The following is a 16,294-nucleotide window of genomic DNA, read 5'->3' on the forward strand; positions in this document are numbered from 1 at the left end:
TCAGACTTACAATCTATCCTTGTACAAAACCTTTCAAGCTAACTCCTTGAGGTTACTTGGGTATACGTTAGAATCGCTGATAGAGCAATCTAGGAAGATTAAATTTATGACAACAAACAATCGAAGTGGCATCGGATACTTTTTTCACGGGTTTGAGCTCGCATTTCAACCCGGTATCCGGCGTTTTGTGATTTTGCCCCTTCTCGTAAATATTCTATTAATTGGTGGAGCCATCTATTTATTGTTTTCAAATCTAAATCAATGGATTGATGCTTGGCTTGGGTATCTGCCAGATATGCTTTCGTGGCTTTCTTATCTACTGTGGCCTTTGCTAGCACTCGCAATATTGGCCACTTTTACCTATTTGTTTAGCACCATTGCAAATTTCGTTGCCGCACCATTTAACGGACTACTCGCAGAACAGCTTGAAGCAAAGTTAACGGGAAAGAAACTTAGTGACCAATCGGTACTTTCTCTACTCAAAGATGTTCCGCGTATTCTAGGTCGTGAATGGCGAAAGCTGATGTACTATCTGCCGAAAGCACTCGGGCTTTTCATTTTACTGCTTATCCCAGCGTTAGGTCAGACCATAGGACCAATACTTTGGTTCCTATTTTCTGCTTGGATGATGGCAATACAATATTGTGACTACCCCTTCGACAACCACAAAGTCTCATTTCAGGACATGAGAAACGATTTGAAACAAAATCAATCCGCATCCTATGGCTTCGGATTTATGGTGACGCTGTTTACTATGGTTCCCATTCTCAATCTGTTTGTGATGCCAGTAGCAGTTTGTGGTGCTACTGCAATGTGGGTGGATAAATACCGTCTACAGTATGTGAGATAACGATTTCTGCGAATATTAAGGCTGACACTCGTCAGCCTTTTTGTTACTTGACTTGGCCAATTCAACAGTCAAAGAAATGGACCATTGCATATCGTGTCCACCCTATAAGTTATAACCATTTATTCTTTTTCGGTTGATTATTAGCACTTTATGCTTAATCACTATAAACACAGAGTGCATCGTGCACCCTACCCCGTGTAATGAAGGAACATCAACATGAGTAAAATCTACGAAGACAATTCACAAGCTATTGGTAACACTCCACTTGTTCGCCTTAACCGCGTAAGTAAAGGTAACGTTCTAGCAAAAATTGAAGCACGCAACCCAAGCTTTAGTGTTAAATGTCGTATTGGCGCAAACATGATCTGGGAAGCTGAAAAAGCTGGTACTTTAAAAGCTGGTGTTGAGCTTGTAGAGCCTACGAGTGGTAACACAGGTGTTGCACTTGCATTCGTAGCGGCAGCTCGTGGTTACAAATTGACCCTTACTATGCCTGAGTCAATGAGCCTTGAGCGTCGTAAACTGCTTAAAGCACTGGGTGCAAAGCTTGAGCTAACTGAAGCAGCCAAAGGTATGAAAGGTGCCATTGCTAAAGCTGAAGAAATTGTTGCAAGCAACCCTGACAAATACTTGCTTCTTCAGCAATTTAACAACCCTGCTAACCCAGCAATCCATGAAAAGACTACTGGACCGGAGCTTTGGGAAGCGACTGACGGTGAGATTGATGTGTTTGTATCTGGTGTAGGTACTGGTGGTACGCTAACAGGTACTAGCCGTTTCATTAAAGGTGAAAAAGGCAAAGCCATTACCACAGTTGCAGTTGAGCCAGCAGAATCTCCAGTTATTGCACAGGCACTTGCAGGTGAAGAGATTCAACCTGCTCCTCACAAAATCCAAGGTATCGGTGCTGGATTCATCCCTGGCAACTTAGATCTAGAATTAATTGACCGCGTAGAGTCTGTTACTTCAGAAGAAGCTATTGAGATGGCTCGTCGTCTAATGGAAGAGGAAGGTATCCTAGCTGGTATTTCTTCTGGTGCTGCTGTTGTTGCTGCAAATCGAGTTGCAGAACTTCCTGAATTTGCAGGAAAAACCATCGTAACTGTGCTTCCAAGTTCTGGTGAGCGTTACCTCAGTACAGCACTATTTGCAGGTCTATTCACAGAGAAAGAAAACCAGCAATAAACACGTAATAAAACTGTGTTGAAATCAATTTTTAGTCTAAAAAAGCCCCGTTAAGGGGCTTTTTTGTTGATCCCTGCCTCACCTTTGGTAATATCACCTCAGTTTTATTTTTCGCTTCAAAATAAAAGAAGCGCACTAACTAAAGAATCACTCAACTTTGCTGTATCATATGAATACAAGCAAAGCGAGTTGAAAACACTGATATCGGTTTTGCGGTTTCATATCCTCTGGACTAGCACTGGTTATGAAAACTCAACACGCTGCCGACACAGACACAAAAATAAATCAATTGGGGTATATCACATGTATCAGAAGCAAGTAGAAATCACTGCAGAAAACGGTCTTCACACTCGTCCAGCGGCTCAGTTCGTTAAAGAAGCGAAAGGCTTTGATGCTGACATCACTGTTACTTCTAATGGTAAAAGTGCAAGTGCAAAGAGCCTGTTCAAATTGCAAACTCTAGGTTTGGTGAAAGGTACTGTTGTTACTATCTCTGCTGAAGGCCCACAAGCTCAAAACGCAGTAGACCACCTAGTTGCTCTTATGGACCAACTTCACTAATTAGAAAGATATTATTAAAGCCATTTTGTTAACACAAAATGGCTTTATTTGAATATGAAGTCTTTTTACGCTACAACTACTCGTTAGCATTTTAGTCAAACATTTTTCCGTTTATTGTTGACCAACTTAAGGTAAGGCTATGATTTCAGGCATCCTGGCATCTCCTGGTATTGCTTTTGGCAAAGCACTGCTTCTTCAAGAAGATGAAATTGTCCTAAACACAAACACCATCACCGACGATCAAGTAGAAGCAGAAGTACAATGCTTTTACGACGCTCGTAACAAATCTTCCCACCAACTTGAAATTATCAAGCAGAAAGCACTTGAAACATTCGGTGAAGAGAAAGAAGCGATCTTCGAAGGTCACATCATGCTTCTTGAAGATGAAGAGCTAGAAGAAGAAATTTTAGCACTGATCAAAAACGATAAGCTTTCAGCAGACAACGCTATTTATTCTGTGATTGAAGAGCAAGCCACTGCCCTTGAGTCACTGGATGATGAATACCTAAAAGAACGTGCGACAGACATCCGTGATATTGGTTCGCGTTTTGTTAAAAATGCACTTGGTATTAACATCGTTTCTCTAAGTGATATTGATGAAGAAGTAATTCTTGTCGCATACGACCTAACGCCATCTGAGACAGCGCAAATCAACCTAGATTACGTTCTTGGCTTCGCTTGTGACATTGGTGGTCGTACATCACACACATCTATCATGGCTCGTTCTCTTGAGCTACCAGCGATTGTTGGTACGAACGACATAACCAAGCAAGTTAAAAACGGCGATATGCTGATTCTGGATGCGATGAACAACAAAGTTCTCGTAAATCCTACAGACGCTGAAATGTCTGAAGCACAATCAATCCGTGATGCATTCCTAGCGGAAAAAGAAGAGCTTGCAAAACTGAAAGATCTGCCAGCAACAACTTTAGACGGACACAACGTCGAAGTTTGTGGCAACATCGGTACAGTAAAAGACTGTGACGGCATCAACCGCAACGGCGGTGAAGGCGTTGGTCTGTACCGTACAGAATTCCTATTTATGGATCGTGATGCACTTCCTACAGAAGAAGAGCAGTACCAAGCTTACAAAGACGTCGCGGAAGCGATGCATGGCGAGTCCGTAATCATCCGTACAATGGATATCGGTGGCGATAAAGATCTTCCATACATGGATCTACCAAAAGAAATGAACCCATTCCTCGGTTGGCGTGCAGTTCGTATCAGCTTGGACCGCCGTGAAATCCTACGTGACCAACTACGTGGCATTCTACGTGCTTCTGCTCACGGTAAGCTGCGCATCATGTTCCCAATGATCATTTCTATTGAAGAAATTCGTGAGCTTAAAGCGGCAATTGAAGAATACAAAGTGGAATTGCGCTCTGAAGGTCTAGCGTTCGACGAAAGCATCGAAATCGGTGTTATGGTTGAAACTCCAGCAGCAGCGGCAATTGCTCACCACTTAGCGAAAGAAGTATCATTCTTTAGTATTGGTACTAACGACTTAACTCAGTATACTCTAGCAGTAGACCGTGGTAATGAGTTAATCTCTCACCTATACAACCCACTATCACCTGCTGTATTAACAGTAATTAAGCAAGTGATTGATGCTTCTCACGCAGAAGGTAAATGGACTGGTATGTGTGGTGAGCTTGCTGGTGACGAACGTGCAACGCTTCTTCTTCTGGGCATGGGTCTAGATGAATTCAGCATGAGCGGTATCTCTATTCCAAAAGTGAAAAAGGTTATTCGTAACGCGAACTTCGAAGAGGTTAAAGCTATGGCAGATGAAGCCCTTCAAATGCCTACAGCTGCAGAGATTGAAGCACACGTAGAAAAATTTATCGCAGAAAAAACAAACTGCTAATATAATTCAACAGAATAAAATTAACGTTTAGGAGCATGACATGGGTCTGTTTGACAAACTGAAGAAGCTGGTTTCTGACGACAGTGCTGACGCTGGTGCAATTGAAATCATCGCACCTCTATCTGGCGAAATCGTAAACATCGAAGATGTGCCAGATGTAGTATTCGCTGAAAAAATCGTTGGTGACGGTATCGCGATCAAACCATCTGGCGACAAGATGGTTGCTCCAGTAAACGGTACTATCGGTAAAATCTTTGAGACTAACCACGCGTTCTCTATCGAGTCTGACGACGGCGTTGAGCTGTTTGTACACTTCGGCATTGATACTGTTGAACTGAAAGGCGAAGGTTTCACTCGCATCGCTGAAGAAGGTCAAACAGTGAAAGCTGGTGACACCGTTATCGAATTCGATCTAGCACTTCTAGAAGAGAAAGCGAAATCAACTCTAACGCCTGTTGTTATTTCTAACATGGACGAAATCAAAGAGCTGAACAAACTTTCTGGCGCGGTATCTGTTGGCGAAACCACAGTACTTCGTGTAACTAAGTAATCTTCTTAGTTGTACCATCGCTTTAAAAACGCTGCCTTCGGGCGGCGTTTTTTTGTTTTCTCATCAATGTAATAGTTTACTGGTGCGTGATTCTAGAATTTCATTCGTCTGAATTCACTTGGTCATCGGCAATCCCGATGATTGTCTATACCAAGTAATAAACTTCTCAAATTAGGCTCGATAGAGGAATAAATAGACTAGCAATGACATAGAACCATCTAGGCTATGCTCAACCTAGAACATTTTTTTGGGAAAGCCATTTGGATACATGGTGAGGCTAAAAAGTGAAGGGATAGTTTTCTTTAGGCAAGAAAAAAGCCCCTTTTCCTTTGAGAGAACCGGGGCTGTTACTAGTCAGAGTCATGCGGAGATCAGAGAAATGAAACATATCCCTAACTAGCCAGGTTGCATCCAATACAAATTAATAAACATTCCGCAGGTGAGAGATGAGAGAGCGTCCTGTTTTTTGTACCTTCCGCGCTTGCTAAAACTTAGCTTCGCCATTCGCCAGTCCACGTCTGTCCAGGCGATGACGTGCATTACTATTGAAGTAATTGCATTGCTGAGTTTGGCAACTGTTTTGCTTGAGCAAGAATGGAAGTACCTGCCTGTTGCAAAATCTGTGATTTCGTAAGTTCTGTGGTCTCTTTCGCCCAGTCTGTATCTTTGATACGGCTGTTGGAAGCATCCACATTCTCACGTACGTTCGCTAAGTTATTGATACTGTGGCTGAGTCGGTTTTGTTTCGCACCTAAATCAGCACGTTGGCTATCAATATATTTGAGTGCGGCATCCACTACGCTAATTGCGTTTTGAGAGCCCGCCACTGTTCTAAGATCTAAATCTTGAACCGTAGTTTGTAAGCCAGGTCCACCTGTCAGTCCAACTTCGCCGGCTAACGCACCAGAGATGGTCAAGTCACCTTCTAAGTGTGGTTCAGCGACAAATACCTGCATTTGACCGTTTTCACTGACCGAGGCATTGATCATGTCCGACTGACCGTTAATGTATGTCGCCAGTTCTTCGATATCATCACCAGCATTCGCTGATATCTCGATAACTTGTGGTTCACCAGTCTTTGTTGTGAACTCAAACTTGATATCTAGTTTGTCAGCTGGAACACCCCAATCTGTGCCTTTGGCATTTTCTGGTGGTGCAACAAAGGTGTTGCCACCCATTCGTGTATCATCAGCCCGAATACTTGTCAGTGCCATGATCATTGCTTCACCGGAGTTAGCACCAATCTGGAATGCAGCATCACCAAATGAGCCATTAAGTAGTCGACGTCCACCAAATGATGTGGTTTCAGCAATACGGTTAAGTTCGTCCTGCAGCGCAACCGCTTCTTCGTTGATAGCTCTGCGGTCTGCATCGGAGTTCGAACCATTGGCAGACTGAATCGCCAGGTCTCGCATACGTTGTAGAACGTTCGTTGATTCGTTCATCGCACCTTCTGCGGTTTGAGCAATCGAGATACCATCGTTGGCGTTTCTCATTGCTACATCTAGACCACGAGACTGTGCTGTCAATCGGTTGGAGATTTGCAAGCCAGCTGCATCATCTTTTGCACTATTGATTTTGTGCCCTGACGATAGACGCTCCATCGATGTGTTAAGGTCGTTGGTCGACTTATTTAGGTAACGTTGTGCCGTCATTGCGGAAACGTTAGTGCTCACTGTTACAGCCATAGTTTGCTCTCCTGTTGAGTTCGCTTTCTCTGCGAACCGGTCAGTTAATACTTTTTTGGATAAGCACTGACCGAAAGTTACTTTTAGAAGTCCAACTTATTAACGGTGAACTTCTAACTGCACCTAAGTTGTTTCGTTACAATAATACATTCAACTTGTGTGCCAACTTTTCAACAACCTTACCATCAACGTGAATTAATTTTTATTTCCCCTATTTTTTAATATGTTAGGTTAAAATTAAATTCATTCTCTTTATATTTATCTTAAAAATCATTCAATCGGCACTGAAGCAACGAATCCCTTGACGACTGTTTACCGCACCAAATGGCTTTAGCGGCAATCTTTTACCTTTTCCTCTAAGGGGCAAACTGGGCACTTAAGGCAGAGCACATAAGGCATAAGTTTGCGAACAGAGTTTAAATGTAATTGAACAGGGTCAAGTCTTTCACTTTACCGAAAGCTTGTTGGGATGCTTTTAGTGCTAATGAATTTTCGTTGAACTCGATCACCGCCTGAGCATAATCAAGATCTTCAAAATTACTTTTAGACTTCGCCATAGAAAGCTTGAAGTCATCATGCTGTTGCTCTTGAATGTCCAGCGTACTTAAGCGCGAGCCCAAATCAGTACGAACCGTATTGATGTGGACAAAGGCCTTATGGAACTCTTCCGTTACTTGGTGAAGTTCTGCCGTACCATTTGAATCAGCAACCGAGCGTTGAGAATATTCTTGCGCTTTTTGAAAAGTTTCAAAGATGCTGAACGTTTTCTTAGGCTCGAAAGCAATACTGTCTCCAGGGGTAATCCGACCTTTGAGTCGAATTTTCAAATCTTCATGCTGAATACCCACTTTAGGATCGTAGGTGTCAGATTTAACAACAGAGCCGTCTTTATCTAATTGATAACCAAAACTCCCATCTCCCATATCAACGAACGTAATGTTGTAATTGGAAGTGTCAGAGGAGTCATAATTCGTTGCACTTTCGACAAGCAGTTCAGACGCGACCTGAAGGTTATATGTTGGATCGTAGTCGCCTAAAGGGTTGTCAATTTCCATGAACACTTTGTTGCCCGGATCGCTTACCGATATCTCAAGACCATTCGCAATTTTCATATTACGGTGATAGGTATCTCCAACATAAGAGACTTCTCCACTGTGATCTTTAAAAAATGGTTGGTTTTTAGGCTTGGTTCCAGCAAATATGTAGTTACCGGACTCATCTTGAGTATTAACAAGATTGAGCATATTTAGTGCCATTTCTTCAAGTTCACGTGCCTTCGCTGCGCGATCTTCAGGAGAAAGAGCACCATTAATCATTTCCATAACCGAACGTTTGGCATCATCAGCATGTTGCTCGGCATTGGCAATGATTACCTCTTGGTGTTCAAGACGGTTACGAATCAGCACAATGGAATCCATGTACTGACGCAGTTCTTCTGTCTGCTGAGTTATACCTTGCACATAATGCGCTGCTAATGGATTATCTGCAGCGTTCAGCAATTTTTTACCCGACGCCAATTGGGCGTGGTTGTTGTGAACTTTCAGCTCTTGACGCTGAAGGTCATTCTGCACTGTTTGATAGTTGTGGAAACTGGCTATTCTGTTAATCATTTAGCTTCCTCCTATCTCAGTGCCAAAATTGTGTTAAACGTATCATTTGCTGTTTGCATGATTCGTGAAGATGCCATGTAAGCTTGTTGAAACTTCATCATGTTTGCGGCTTCTTCATCTAAGTTAACGCCTGAGATGGAAGCAATACGTTCTTTTGCCGCTTCATTTTCTAGTTTGGCAATATCAGCAAGTCGCGTGGCGGTGGATGTTTTCAAACCAACATCAGTATTTAGGTCTTTATAAACACCCAGTACTGTTGTGTTGCCATCATTCATCACCTTATCCGTTTGGATATTCTGCATTTTAAGCAAGTTGCCGTTATCACCTTCAGAAGGGACAAGGTTTGCCGCAAATTTGTCGTTTGCATTTGCCCCGCTAGTCAATTCGAATATTGTTCCATCGACCGTCACAGGACCAGAAGGAGGATAAGCTTGAGGTTGCATTACCACTTGCCCCTGCATATCCAATACGGCGAATTGGTCACCAGTGGGAGAAACAACAACCTGAAACTCTCTTAGATTGCCCGCTTGAAGAATATTGAATTTGGCAGAGCCTAGGGCATCAGTGTAGGAACTTTCGTAACTTTGAGCGGCAATTTTTGCAGGATCGTTCATTTCAACTCTGATTAAAGATGCTGAGCTTTCGGTAGGACGAATGAGAAAACGCTCTCCATCTTCTGGTGCATTATTTACATTGATTCTCATGCCATCCAAAATGAAACCATTGGCAAACACACTACTGGAAACGGTAATACTCTCACCACTCGGTTTGGTTACACGATAGCTAGACCCATCGTATTTAACCGAATATTCGCCGCTACTAAGCTGAGAGATATCTTCAATATACACACCGATATCCGCTTTTGAATCTGTCGATGTAATCACGCGTGATTTCAACATTTCAGCAGAGTTAACATCTGTAAATACGTTTTTACCTATGTCGCCACGTAAATCTAAACCTTGTGATTGAAGCTTGTTGACGCCGAAAGACATCGCAGTCGCAATACGCCCAAGTTCGCTCATGACATTAGGAATGGATTCATCGCGAGCTTTTAAGAATGCCGATAACTTACCGTTCAAGCCATCATGTTTAATGGCTTTTACGCCTTTTCCTTCAACCATACCTATACGAAGCTGTTGTGGATCGGGCTTACCCGGTAAAAGGGTTAATTGGCTGGCTTCGGTTCCAGAGACTAAAGTGTGTCCATTGCCAATATGTACGTTAAAACCTTCATTATTTTTACGAGGAGTTACCGTTACCTTGGTGTATTGAGCCAATTCATTAATCAGGCGCTCATGTTCGTCTCGGAAATCGTTATGCGGCCCTGGTGTACGCATCATCAAACGGTGTACATCACGTATTTCAGTAGCCAATGAGTTCATATGCTCAACGGCATTCTGCATCTTCTTATTGATGTTTTCTTTTTCTGTGCGCACGACAGAATGGAAGTGATTTAAGTTTTGCGTAATCAGTTGTGACTTTTCTAACAATACTTTTCTTGCACCCATGTCGTTGGGCGAATCCGCCAGCGTTTTTAATGCATCAAACCATTCATTGATGTTTTCTGGGATTTTCTTCGAAGCCACTGAAGACAGCATGTTGGTAATGTTATCCAGGCTTTCTTCGGTATCCAGTTTGTTTGCAAATTCTGTCGTGGTGAGATTGAGCTCATTGACGGCAAATTGATCCCAAGAGCGGCGAACATTTTCCACATGTACACCCATGCCATAGGTTTGCCCCCCGTATTGCTTAGGGGCATTAACAGCTTGCATCACAGACTGGCGGTTATAACCTTCGGTATTCGCATTAGAAATGTTATGACCGGTGGTGTTTAGTTGCCGCTGAGCTGTCAAGACGCTTTGTGTACCTACATTAAGTAGATCCGATGACATAATGCCCCCAAAAAAGAATTACTTAGAATCAGTAAAGTTGCTACTGCATAACCATGTGATTATGTAAAAGCAATATGTATGCCACATATACATTCGTAGGGGCACTGGGTGTGTCTGAGAAGCTGTTCAAAAGGAATTTATCGCGGGGTTAAAGTAAAAAGCTGCACAAATAGTGCAGCATAAAATGGATCAATTGCTCAGAATATCATCGACTTGAGCTTTCACTCTTAGAACTTTATCAGCGTAGTTCGGGTCGGTAGCGTAACCCGCTTTGTGAATACCATGAATGAACGCTTTGTTATCCCCTTCATGTTGAAGTGCTGTTTGGTAGCGGGGGTTATCATTCAAGAAACGTACGTAATCATTAAAGCTGTCTTGATAAGAAGAGTAAGAACGGAAGTCCGCTTTCTCTTTCACGGGGACACCATCATAAACTTCTAGAGTTTGAGTCGCGACTTTGCCACCATCCCAACGCTTATCTGCTTTGATATTGAATAAGTTGTTACTGGACCCTAGAGAGTTCTTCACAACTTTTTGTCCCCAGCCCGTTTCTAGCGCAGCTTGCGCAATAATGACTGAAGCATCAACGCCTAGAGCTCGTGCCGCTCTATCGGCATAAGGTTTCAATTTATCAACAAACTGCTGCGGGCTATCAAATGCCGACTCACTCACAGCTCGTGTTGCCATTACTTCACGCGCTTTATCCGAATCCACGGGTAGGCGAAGTGATGTATCCATTGCTGCATTTCTCATAGCAATTTCAGAATGGCTATCACCAGCCCCAGCACTCAGTTGAGCCACAATCATATCGGCAAGGCCAAGCGAACCTGAGTCGCTCATTTCACTTGCCATTTGTTCATCAAGCATCTGACGATAAAAATCTTGATTTTGGCTTTTCATCAAATCAGATTCAAATGTCGTATTCGCATCACGCATTGATTTAAAAAGCATGGATGTGAAGATGGATTCAAACTGCTTTGCCGCCGTTTTCAGTGCTGCCTGCTTTTCCTCATCCGTTCCTGCACCCACCGCTCCCTGACGAAGTTTATTTAGGGATGCAATATCGTGAATAAAGCCTATATCGTTAGGATTCTTAACCATCGTTCTCTCCTAGATGATAATCAGCTGACCTTCAATGGCACCGGCTTGCTTTAACGCTTGCAAGATAGCCATCAGATCAGAAGGCGCAGCGCCAACTTCGTTCACCGCTCTCACAAGATCATCTAGCGTCAAACCCGGCTCAAACTTAAACATCTTGCCAGACTGCTCTGACACTTCAATATCAGTATCTGGCACGACAACGGTATTCCCACCACCCAATGCATTAGGTTGGCTTACATTGAGGTTTTCTTTAATCGCTACGGTCATACCACCATGAGTCACTGCGGCAGGCTTTAACCGGACGTGTTTGCCGACAACGATGGTACCCGTTCGAGAATTAACAATGATCTTTGCGGAACCATCTGCAGGGTTGAATTCAACATTTTCAACGGCGGATAAGAAGGCCACTCGTTGACTTACTTCACGAGGAGCCCGTACTTTTACAGACGTGGCGTCTATCGCTTGTGCCATTTGTGGGCCAAGGAAATTATTGACCGCATCCGCCATACGTTGAGCCGTCGTGAAGTCAGATTCCAGAAGGTTAAAGGTAATGTAATCACCGCGGCTAAATGGGTTCGGGACTTCACGTTCAACCGTTGCTCCGCTAGAAATGATACCTACGGTTGGGTTATTACCAACGATTTTTGACCCATCAGCCCCTGTCGCACTAAATCCACTAACCACTAAGTTACCTTGTGCTACAGCGTAAACTTCACCATCCAGACCTTTTAAGAAGGTTTGCAAAAGTGTTCCGCCTCGAAGGCTTTTGGCTGCCCCAATCGATGATACAGTCACATCGACTTGCTGACCTTGCTTTGAGAACGCTGGAAGCTCCGCAGTCACGATAACCGCTGCAACGTTCTTGGTTTTAGGCTTAGTACCCGGTGGTAATTGGATGCCGAAGTTTTGAAGCATCGCATTAAAGCTTTGATCAGTAAAAGGTGTGGACTCCCCCGTGCCTGGTAAACCTGTTACCAAACCGTATCCAACCAATTGGTTGCTACGAACCCCAGCAACTATAGCCACATCCTTAATTCGCGCTGCTTGAGCTGAACTGACTGCCAGCATCATCAAACCCGCTACTACTACTGTCCATTTCTTTAACATGTCAAAACTCCGACAATTCTCTCACTTATAGAGATACATTAAAGAATCGTGCCAAGAATCCAGGCTCTTGCATATCTTGTTGATTTCCCGTGCCTGAATACTGAATTCGTGCATTTGAAATACGAGTTGAAGCAATCGTATTGTCAAAATCTATGTCATCCGGTCGAATTGTGCCGCTCAAGCGGATGTATTCATCCCCTGTATTTAGAGTAAGCCATTTCTCACCGCGAATAATCAGGTTACCATTCGCCAAAACTTCGATTACTTCTACGGTAATGGAACCACTAATGCTATTAGATTGGTTTGCAGACGCATTGCCTTTAAATTTGTTCTCATTACTCAATTCGTATGAAAAGTTATAATCTTGAATCTTTAGCTCTTGTCCGCCGACGTTTAAAGGATCCATAGACGCATCGTTTGACTTACTCAGATCGGCATCTGCACTTTTCGCGGCTTTAGTATTCTCCGCCAAATTCACAGTGACGATATCGCCAACCCCGTGAGGTTTGCTGTCATCATATAAGTTCTGAGTGTGCTGAGTGTTAAACAACGATCCCGTTGCTGTCGCGTAATGCGCTGGTTTTTGCTTAGGGTGAATGGGAGCCCAAGCCGGATCGCCAGCAACTGGGTCGGTTCTTCCACGTAATGTGTCAACAATACCACCACCACTGTCTTTAGACTTATCGCCTTCAATCGCATCGACAACGGTTGTACCTGCATTTGGGTCTGTACCATCCGGCTTTTGCATAGACGTACAACCTGCCATCACCAATGTTAGAAAAACCAATAGTAAACGCATCATGACAGTCACCTTATTACAGTTGTTGGTTCACAAAGCTCATCATCTTATCGACAGATGAAATTACCTTGGAATTCATTTCATACACACGCTGAGCTTCAATCATATTCACGAGCTCTTCGGTTACATTCACGTTAGATGTTTCCAACATGGATTGACGAACCGATCCTAGTCCCTCCAACCCCGGAACACCTTCTTGAGGGTCTCCACTAGCACCTGTCGGTAGATAAAGGTTTTGACCAATAGGCTCTAATCCGCCAGGGTTGATGAAATCAACCGTTGTAATCTGACCGACCACTTGGTTGTTTTGCTGACCACGTACTCGAACGGATACTTCACCATCGTTACCGACGGTAATGGAGATCGCGTTATCTGGAATCACAATTTCAGGCTCTAATCGATACCCTGATCCGGACGTGACCACAGCGCCTTCGCCATCAAGCGTAAACTGCCCATTTCGGCTGTAGCCGATGTTGCCATCAGGTAATAAGATTTGGAAAAATCCATCGCCTTCAACCATGAGATCCAACGCGTTACTCGTGGTTTGAGCATTACCATTGGTGTGTACTTTTTGCGTAGCGACAACTTTTGAGCCAGCGCCAAGCATCAAACCAGACGGGAGTTCCGTATTCTGAGATGACTGACCACCAGGCTGGTTGATATTTTGGTAGAAAAGATCTTCAAAAACCGCGCGGCTCTTCTTGTAACCAACCGTTGAGGCGTTTGCCAAGTTATTTGAAATGGTTGAGATATTCGTTTGTTGAGCATCTAAACCTGTTTTACTTACCCATAATGCTGGATGCATAACTAAATCCTCACTCTAACGGTTAGCTGGAACGCAACAGAGAATCAGACGCTTTGTCCATGTCTTCTGCCGTACTCATCAATTTGACTTGCATTTCAAACTGGCGCTGTAAGTCAATCAAACTGGTCATCTCGCCTACAGCACTCACGTTACTGCCTTCAACGGCTCCAGTCATAATTTTGATGTTTGCATCAGCTTCGTATTCATTGTTGTCATTTTTGCCACGAAAAAGTCCGTTTGTGTCTTTGTATAAAGAACGGTTATCCGTGTTGGTTAATTTGATTCTATCGACGGCTTCAATCGCATCTGCTGGAGCACCTTGGGGAATCACAGAAATCGTACCATCTCGACCGATTTCCACTTTACTCAATGGAATTGGCAAAGTTATCGGTGCACCCGTCTCACCCAAAACAAGATGACCAGAACTGTTGGTCAGTAACCCGGTTTGGTCGATATGTAGATTACCGTTACGGGTTAACCCTTCTTTACCCGTTTTATCCATCACGGCAATCCAGCCATTGCCTTCTATGGTCACATCCAGATCTCGTCCTGTGGTTATCACACTACCTTGAGCAAAGCTTTGCCCTGGGCGTTCCGTCATACTGAACACTCGGGTAGGTAAGCCATCGCCGTACGCTTGCATAGAGCGAGCTTGTGCCAAATCGGCGCGAAAGCCTGTCGTGCTGACGTTAGCCAAGTTATTGGCTTTTAGCTGCATTGCCTGCATGTTTTGTTTTGCCCCGCTCATCGCGAGAAACAGTGAACGATCCATGGTGTGCTCCCATAAAAGTCTATGAAAGCTAAAAAGCAAACATCGTGCCAGTTTTTATATGGCTGATATTTAAGGATTTATATAGAGAAGCGAATAGGGGAGAAAGGCAGAAGCGGAAAAGATCCGGCAGAGCAAACAAGCATTGCCGCATGAAGCGGCAATGACAGATGATTGAAGATGTTATCGAATTTGAAGGATGTTCTGTTGCAGACCGTTGTGTACCTCTAGTGAACGCGAGTTCGCTTGGAAGTTACGTTGAGCTGAAATCAGATCCACCAGCTCCTGAGTCATATCGATGTTCGATTGCTCTAGAGTACCGCTGGTTACCGAACCGAATGAACCTTTGTTCGATTCACCCCAAATCTTATCACCAGATAATTGAGTAGAATTCCACTGAGTACCGCCTTTCTTATCCAAGCCTTGTTCATTCGGTACACGTACTAGCGCAACACGCCCTAACGTTACCGCTTCACCGTTTGAATAAGTGCCCATGACGCTACCGTATTCATCAAAATCAATCTTAGACAAGAAGCCCGTTGTAGCACCGTCTTCATTGAATTTATTCAATTCAAATGGCGCTGCATATTGGGTTGCCCCAAGCTGGTTAAACTCGATTTGTTGGTTTACATCCGCACCATTTAGGTTAATGGGTACTGCGCCAGTTCCTAACGGTTCAGAAACAACTTTTGTCCCGTTATTAATACTTGCTAACGTACCATCATTGTTGAACCTAATGGTGTGACCCACGTGACCAGTCGGGGAAGTCGCATCACCACCTTGAATGTTAAGAGGTTTTTCACCATCTCCATCGGTCATCGTATAGTACGAATGCCAAGTGTTTGGTTGATTAACATCTTTCAAGTAGTAAGTCGTCATCTTATATGACTGACCCATAGAGTCATAAATAGTCGAAGATGTGGAACGGTTATAAGTCGTCGGATCCGTAATATCGAACAATGCTGGATCTTTCAATTCACCATTTGCAGGCACGTTAACGCCTAGTTCGATATTTTCTGTCGGTTTAGGACGACCGAATTCTGCTGGAATGTTTAATGGCTGTGGCTCGTAAGACGCAACCTCACCAGTATCAGGGTTCACCTGATAGCCTAATAGATATTCTTCGTTAGAAGTCACCATGTAGTTATCTTTGTTTAGGTGAAAAGCACCATTACGAGTTAACTCGTTCAATTGTGGCTCTAAACGATCTTTCGATACCGCAAAGAAGCCTGTACCAGAAATTCGTAGATCCATTGGGTTGTTTGTATAAATACTGGAACCTTCATGGAACTGCTGTGCTACTTTTTGCGCCTGAGCACCACCACCTGTTGCTGTTTTAGCATTGGTGAAAATTGAGTTTGAGTAAACATCGCCAAATTCAGCACGAGACTCTTTAAATCCGTATGAGTTGGCGTTCGCAATGTTGTTACTGGTTGTGTTCAAGTCCAGTTGAGCTGCGGATAACCCGCTTAAAGCAATATAAGACATTCCAAAATTCTCCTATCTAGCT

General features: G+C 43.5%; 14 protein-coding genes. 5 read left to right on the forward strand and 9 right to left on the reverse strand.

The window, feature by feature from the left end; all coding sequences use genetic code 11:
• Nucleotides 1-106 precede the first annotated feature (106 nt).
• From cysZ to crr, 5 genes are all read left to right on the forward strand, one after another.
• Complete coding sequence (gene cysZ / locus Q8W40_RS02675) at nt 107-850, forward strand: sulfate transporter CysZ (RefSeq protein WP_305395767.1); 744 nt, start codon at nt 107-109, stop codon at nt 848-850.
• A 216-nt stretch (nt 851-1,066) separates the two neighbouring features.
• The gene (gene cysK / locus Q8W40_RS02680) at nt 1,067-2,035 is read left to right on the forward strand and encodes a cysteine synthase A (RefSeq protein ID WP_305395768.1); all 969 of its coding nucleotides are present in this window, start codon (nt 1,067-1,069) and stop codon (nt 2,033-2,035) included.
• 303 nt (nt 2,036-2,338) lie between these two features.
• Nucleotides 2,339-2,596, forward strand: coding sequence for an HPr family phosphocarrier protein (locus Q8W40_RS02685; protein WP_101113636.1), 258 nt, complete (start codon nt 2,339-2,341; stop codon nt 2,594-2,596).
• Between the two features lie 139 nt (nt 2,597-2,735).
• Nucleotides 2,736-4,463 carry a phosphoenolpyruvate-protein phosphotransferase PtsI gene (ptsI, locus tag Q8W40_RS02690; RefSeq protein WP_305395769.1) on the forward strand — a complete coding sequence of 576 codons (1,728 nt, stop codon included), beginning with the start codon at nt 2,736-2,738 and terminating at the stop codon, nt 4,461-4,463.
• Between the two features lie 40 nt (nt 4,464-4,503).
• On the forward strand, nt 4,504-5,013 hold the full coding sequence (crr, locus tag Q8W40_RS02695; protein ID WP_101113477.1) for a PTS glucose transporter subunit IIA: 510 nt from the start codon (nt 4,504-4,506) through the stop codon (nt 5,011-5,013).
• A gap of 542 nt (nt 5,014-5,555) precedes the next feature.
• Here crr and Q8W40_RS02700 read toward each other — a convergent pair.
• The 9 genes from Q8W40_RS02700 to flgE all read right to left on the reverse strand — a co-directional run bounded on the left by Q8W40_RS02700 (nt 5,556) and on the right by flgE (nt 16,272).
• Nucleotides 5,556-6,701, reverse strand: a complete 1,146-nt coding sequence (locus Q8W40_RS02700; protein WP_305395770.1) for a flagellin — start codon at nt 6,699-6,701, stop codon at nt 5,556-5,558.
• Between the two features lie 416 nt (nt 6,702-7,117).
• The gene (gene flgL, locus Q8W40_RS02705) at nt 7,118-8,311 is read right to left on the reverse strand and encodes a flagellar hook-associated protein FlgL (protein ID WP_305395771.1); all 1,194 of its coding nucleotides are present in this window, start codon (nt 8,309-8,311) and stop codon (nt 7,118-7,120) included.
• A gap of 11 nt (nt 8,312-8,322) precedes the next feature.
• Entirely contained in the window at nt 8,323-10,203 is a 1,881-nt protein-coding gene (gene flgK, locus Q8W40_RS02710; protein WP_305395772.1) for a flagellar hook-associated protein FlgK, read from the reverse strand.
• A gap of 189 nt (nt 10,204-10,392) precedes the next feature.
• A complete protein-coding gene (gene flgJ, locus Q8W40_RS02715; protein ID WP_305395773.1) occupies nt 10,393-11,304 on the reverse strand; it encodes a flagellar assembly peptidoglycan hydrolase FlgJ in 912 nt (303 codons plus the stop codon).
• A gap of 9 nt (nt 11,305-11,313) precedes the next feature.
• The gene (locus tag Q8W40_RS02720) at nt 11,314-12,411 is read right to left on the reverse strand and encodes a flagellar basal body P-ring protein FlgI (protein ID WP_305395774.1); all 1,098 of its coding nucleotides are present in this window, start codon (nt 12,409-12,411) and stop codon (nt 11,314-11,316) included.
• A 25-nt stretch (nt 12,412-12,436) separates the two neighbouring features.
• A complete protein-coding gene (gene flgH, locus Q8W40_RS02725; RefSeq protein WP_305395775.1) occupies nt 12,437-13,213 on the reverse strand; it encodes a flagellar basal body L-ring protein FlgH in 777 nt (258 codons plus the stop codon).
• 13 nt (nt 13,214-13,226) lie between these two features.
• Nucleotides 13,227-14,015: a flagellar basal-body rod protein FlgG gene (gene flgG, locus Q8W40_RS02730; protein ID WP_305395776.1), complete on the reverse strand. Its 789-nt coding sequence runs from the start codon at nt 14,013-14,015 to the stop codon at nt 13,227-13,229.
• A 22-nt stretch (nt 14,016-14,037) separates the two neighbouring features.
• The gene (locus tag Q8W40_RS02735) at nt 14,038-14,787 is read right to left on the reverse strand and encodes a flagellar basal body rod protein FlgF (protein WP_305395777.1); all 750 of its coding nucleotides are present in this window, start codon (nt 14,785-14,787) and stop codon (nt 14,038-14,040) included.
• A 180-nt stretch (nt 14,788-14,967) separates the two neighbouring features.
• Nucleotides 14,968-16,272 (reverse strand): flagellar hook protein FlgE, encoded by a 1,305-nt coding sequence (flgE, locus tag Q8W40_RS02740; protein WP_305395779.1) that lies wholly within the window; start codon nt 16,270-16,272, stop codon nt 14,968-14,970.
• Nucleotides 16,273-16,294: the final 22 nt, after the last annotated feature.

It is taken from the genome of Vibrio penaeicida, from assembly GCF_030689305.1.
GTDB lineage: Bacteria > Pseudomonadota > Gammaproteobacteria > Enterobacterales > Vibrionaceae > Vibrio > Vibrio penaeicida_B.

Excerpts from the sequence above, each read along its gene's own strand:
- cysZ (WP_305395767.1), top strand. The coding sequence starts at position 107 with ATGACAACAAACAATCGAAGTGGCATCGGATACTTTTTTCACGGGTTT.
- cysK (WP_305395768.1), top strand. The coding sequence starts at position 1,067 with ATGAGTAAAATCTACGAAGACAATTCACAAGCTATTGGTAACACTCCA.
- Q8W40_RS02685 (WP_101113636.1), top strand. The coding sequence starts at position 2,339 with ATGTATCAGAAGCAAGTAGAAATCACTGCAGAAAACGGTCTTCACACT.
- ptsI (WP_305395769.1), top strand. The coding sequence starts at position 2,736 with ATGATTTCAGGCATCCTGGCATCTCCTGGTATTGCTTTTGGCAAAGCA.
- crr (WP_101113477.1), top strand. The coding sequence starts at position 4,504 with ATGGGTCTGTTTGACAAACTGAAGAAGCTGGTTTCTGACGACAGTGCT.
- Q8W40_RS02700 (WP_305395770.1), bottom strand. The coding sequence starts at position 6,701 with ATGGCTGTAACAGTGAGCACTAACGTTTCCGCAATGACGGCACAACGT.
- flgL (WP_305395771.1), bottom strand. The coding sequence starts at position 8,311 with ATGATTAACAGAATAGCCAGTTTCCACAACTATCAAACAGTGCAGAAT.
- flgK (WP_305395772.1), bottom strand. The coding sequence starts at position 10,203 with ATGTCATCGGATCTACTTAATGTAGGTACACAAAGCGTCTTGACAGCT.
- flgJ (WP_305395773.1), bottom strand. The coding sequence starts at position 11,304 with ATGGTTAAGAATCCTAACGATATAGGCTTTATTCACGATATTGCATCC.
- Q8W40_RS02720 (WP_305395774.1), bottom strand. The coding sequence starts at position 12,411 with ATGTTAAAGAAATGGACAGTAGTAGTAGCGGGTTTGATGATGCTGGCA.
- flgH (WP_305395775.1), bottom strand. The coding sequence starts at position 13,213 with ATGATGCGTTTACTATTGGTTTTTCTAACATTGGTGATGGCAGGTTGT.
- flgG (WP_305395776.1), bottom strand. The coding sequence starts at position 14,015 with ATGCATCCAGCATTATGGGTAAGTAAAACAGGTTTAGATGCTCAACAA.
- Q8W40_RS02735 (WP_305395777.1), bottom strand. The coding sequence starts at position 14,787 with ATGGATCGTTCACTGTTTCTCGCGATGAGCGGGGCAAAACAAAACATG.
- flgE (WP_305395779.1), bottom strand. The coding sequence starts at position 16,272 with ATGTCTTATATTGCTTTAAGCGGGTTATCCGCAGCTCAACTGGACTTG.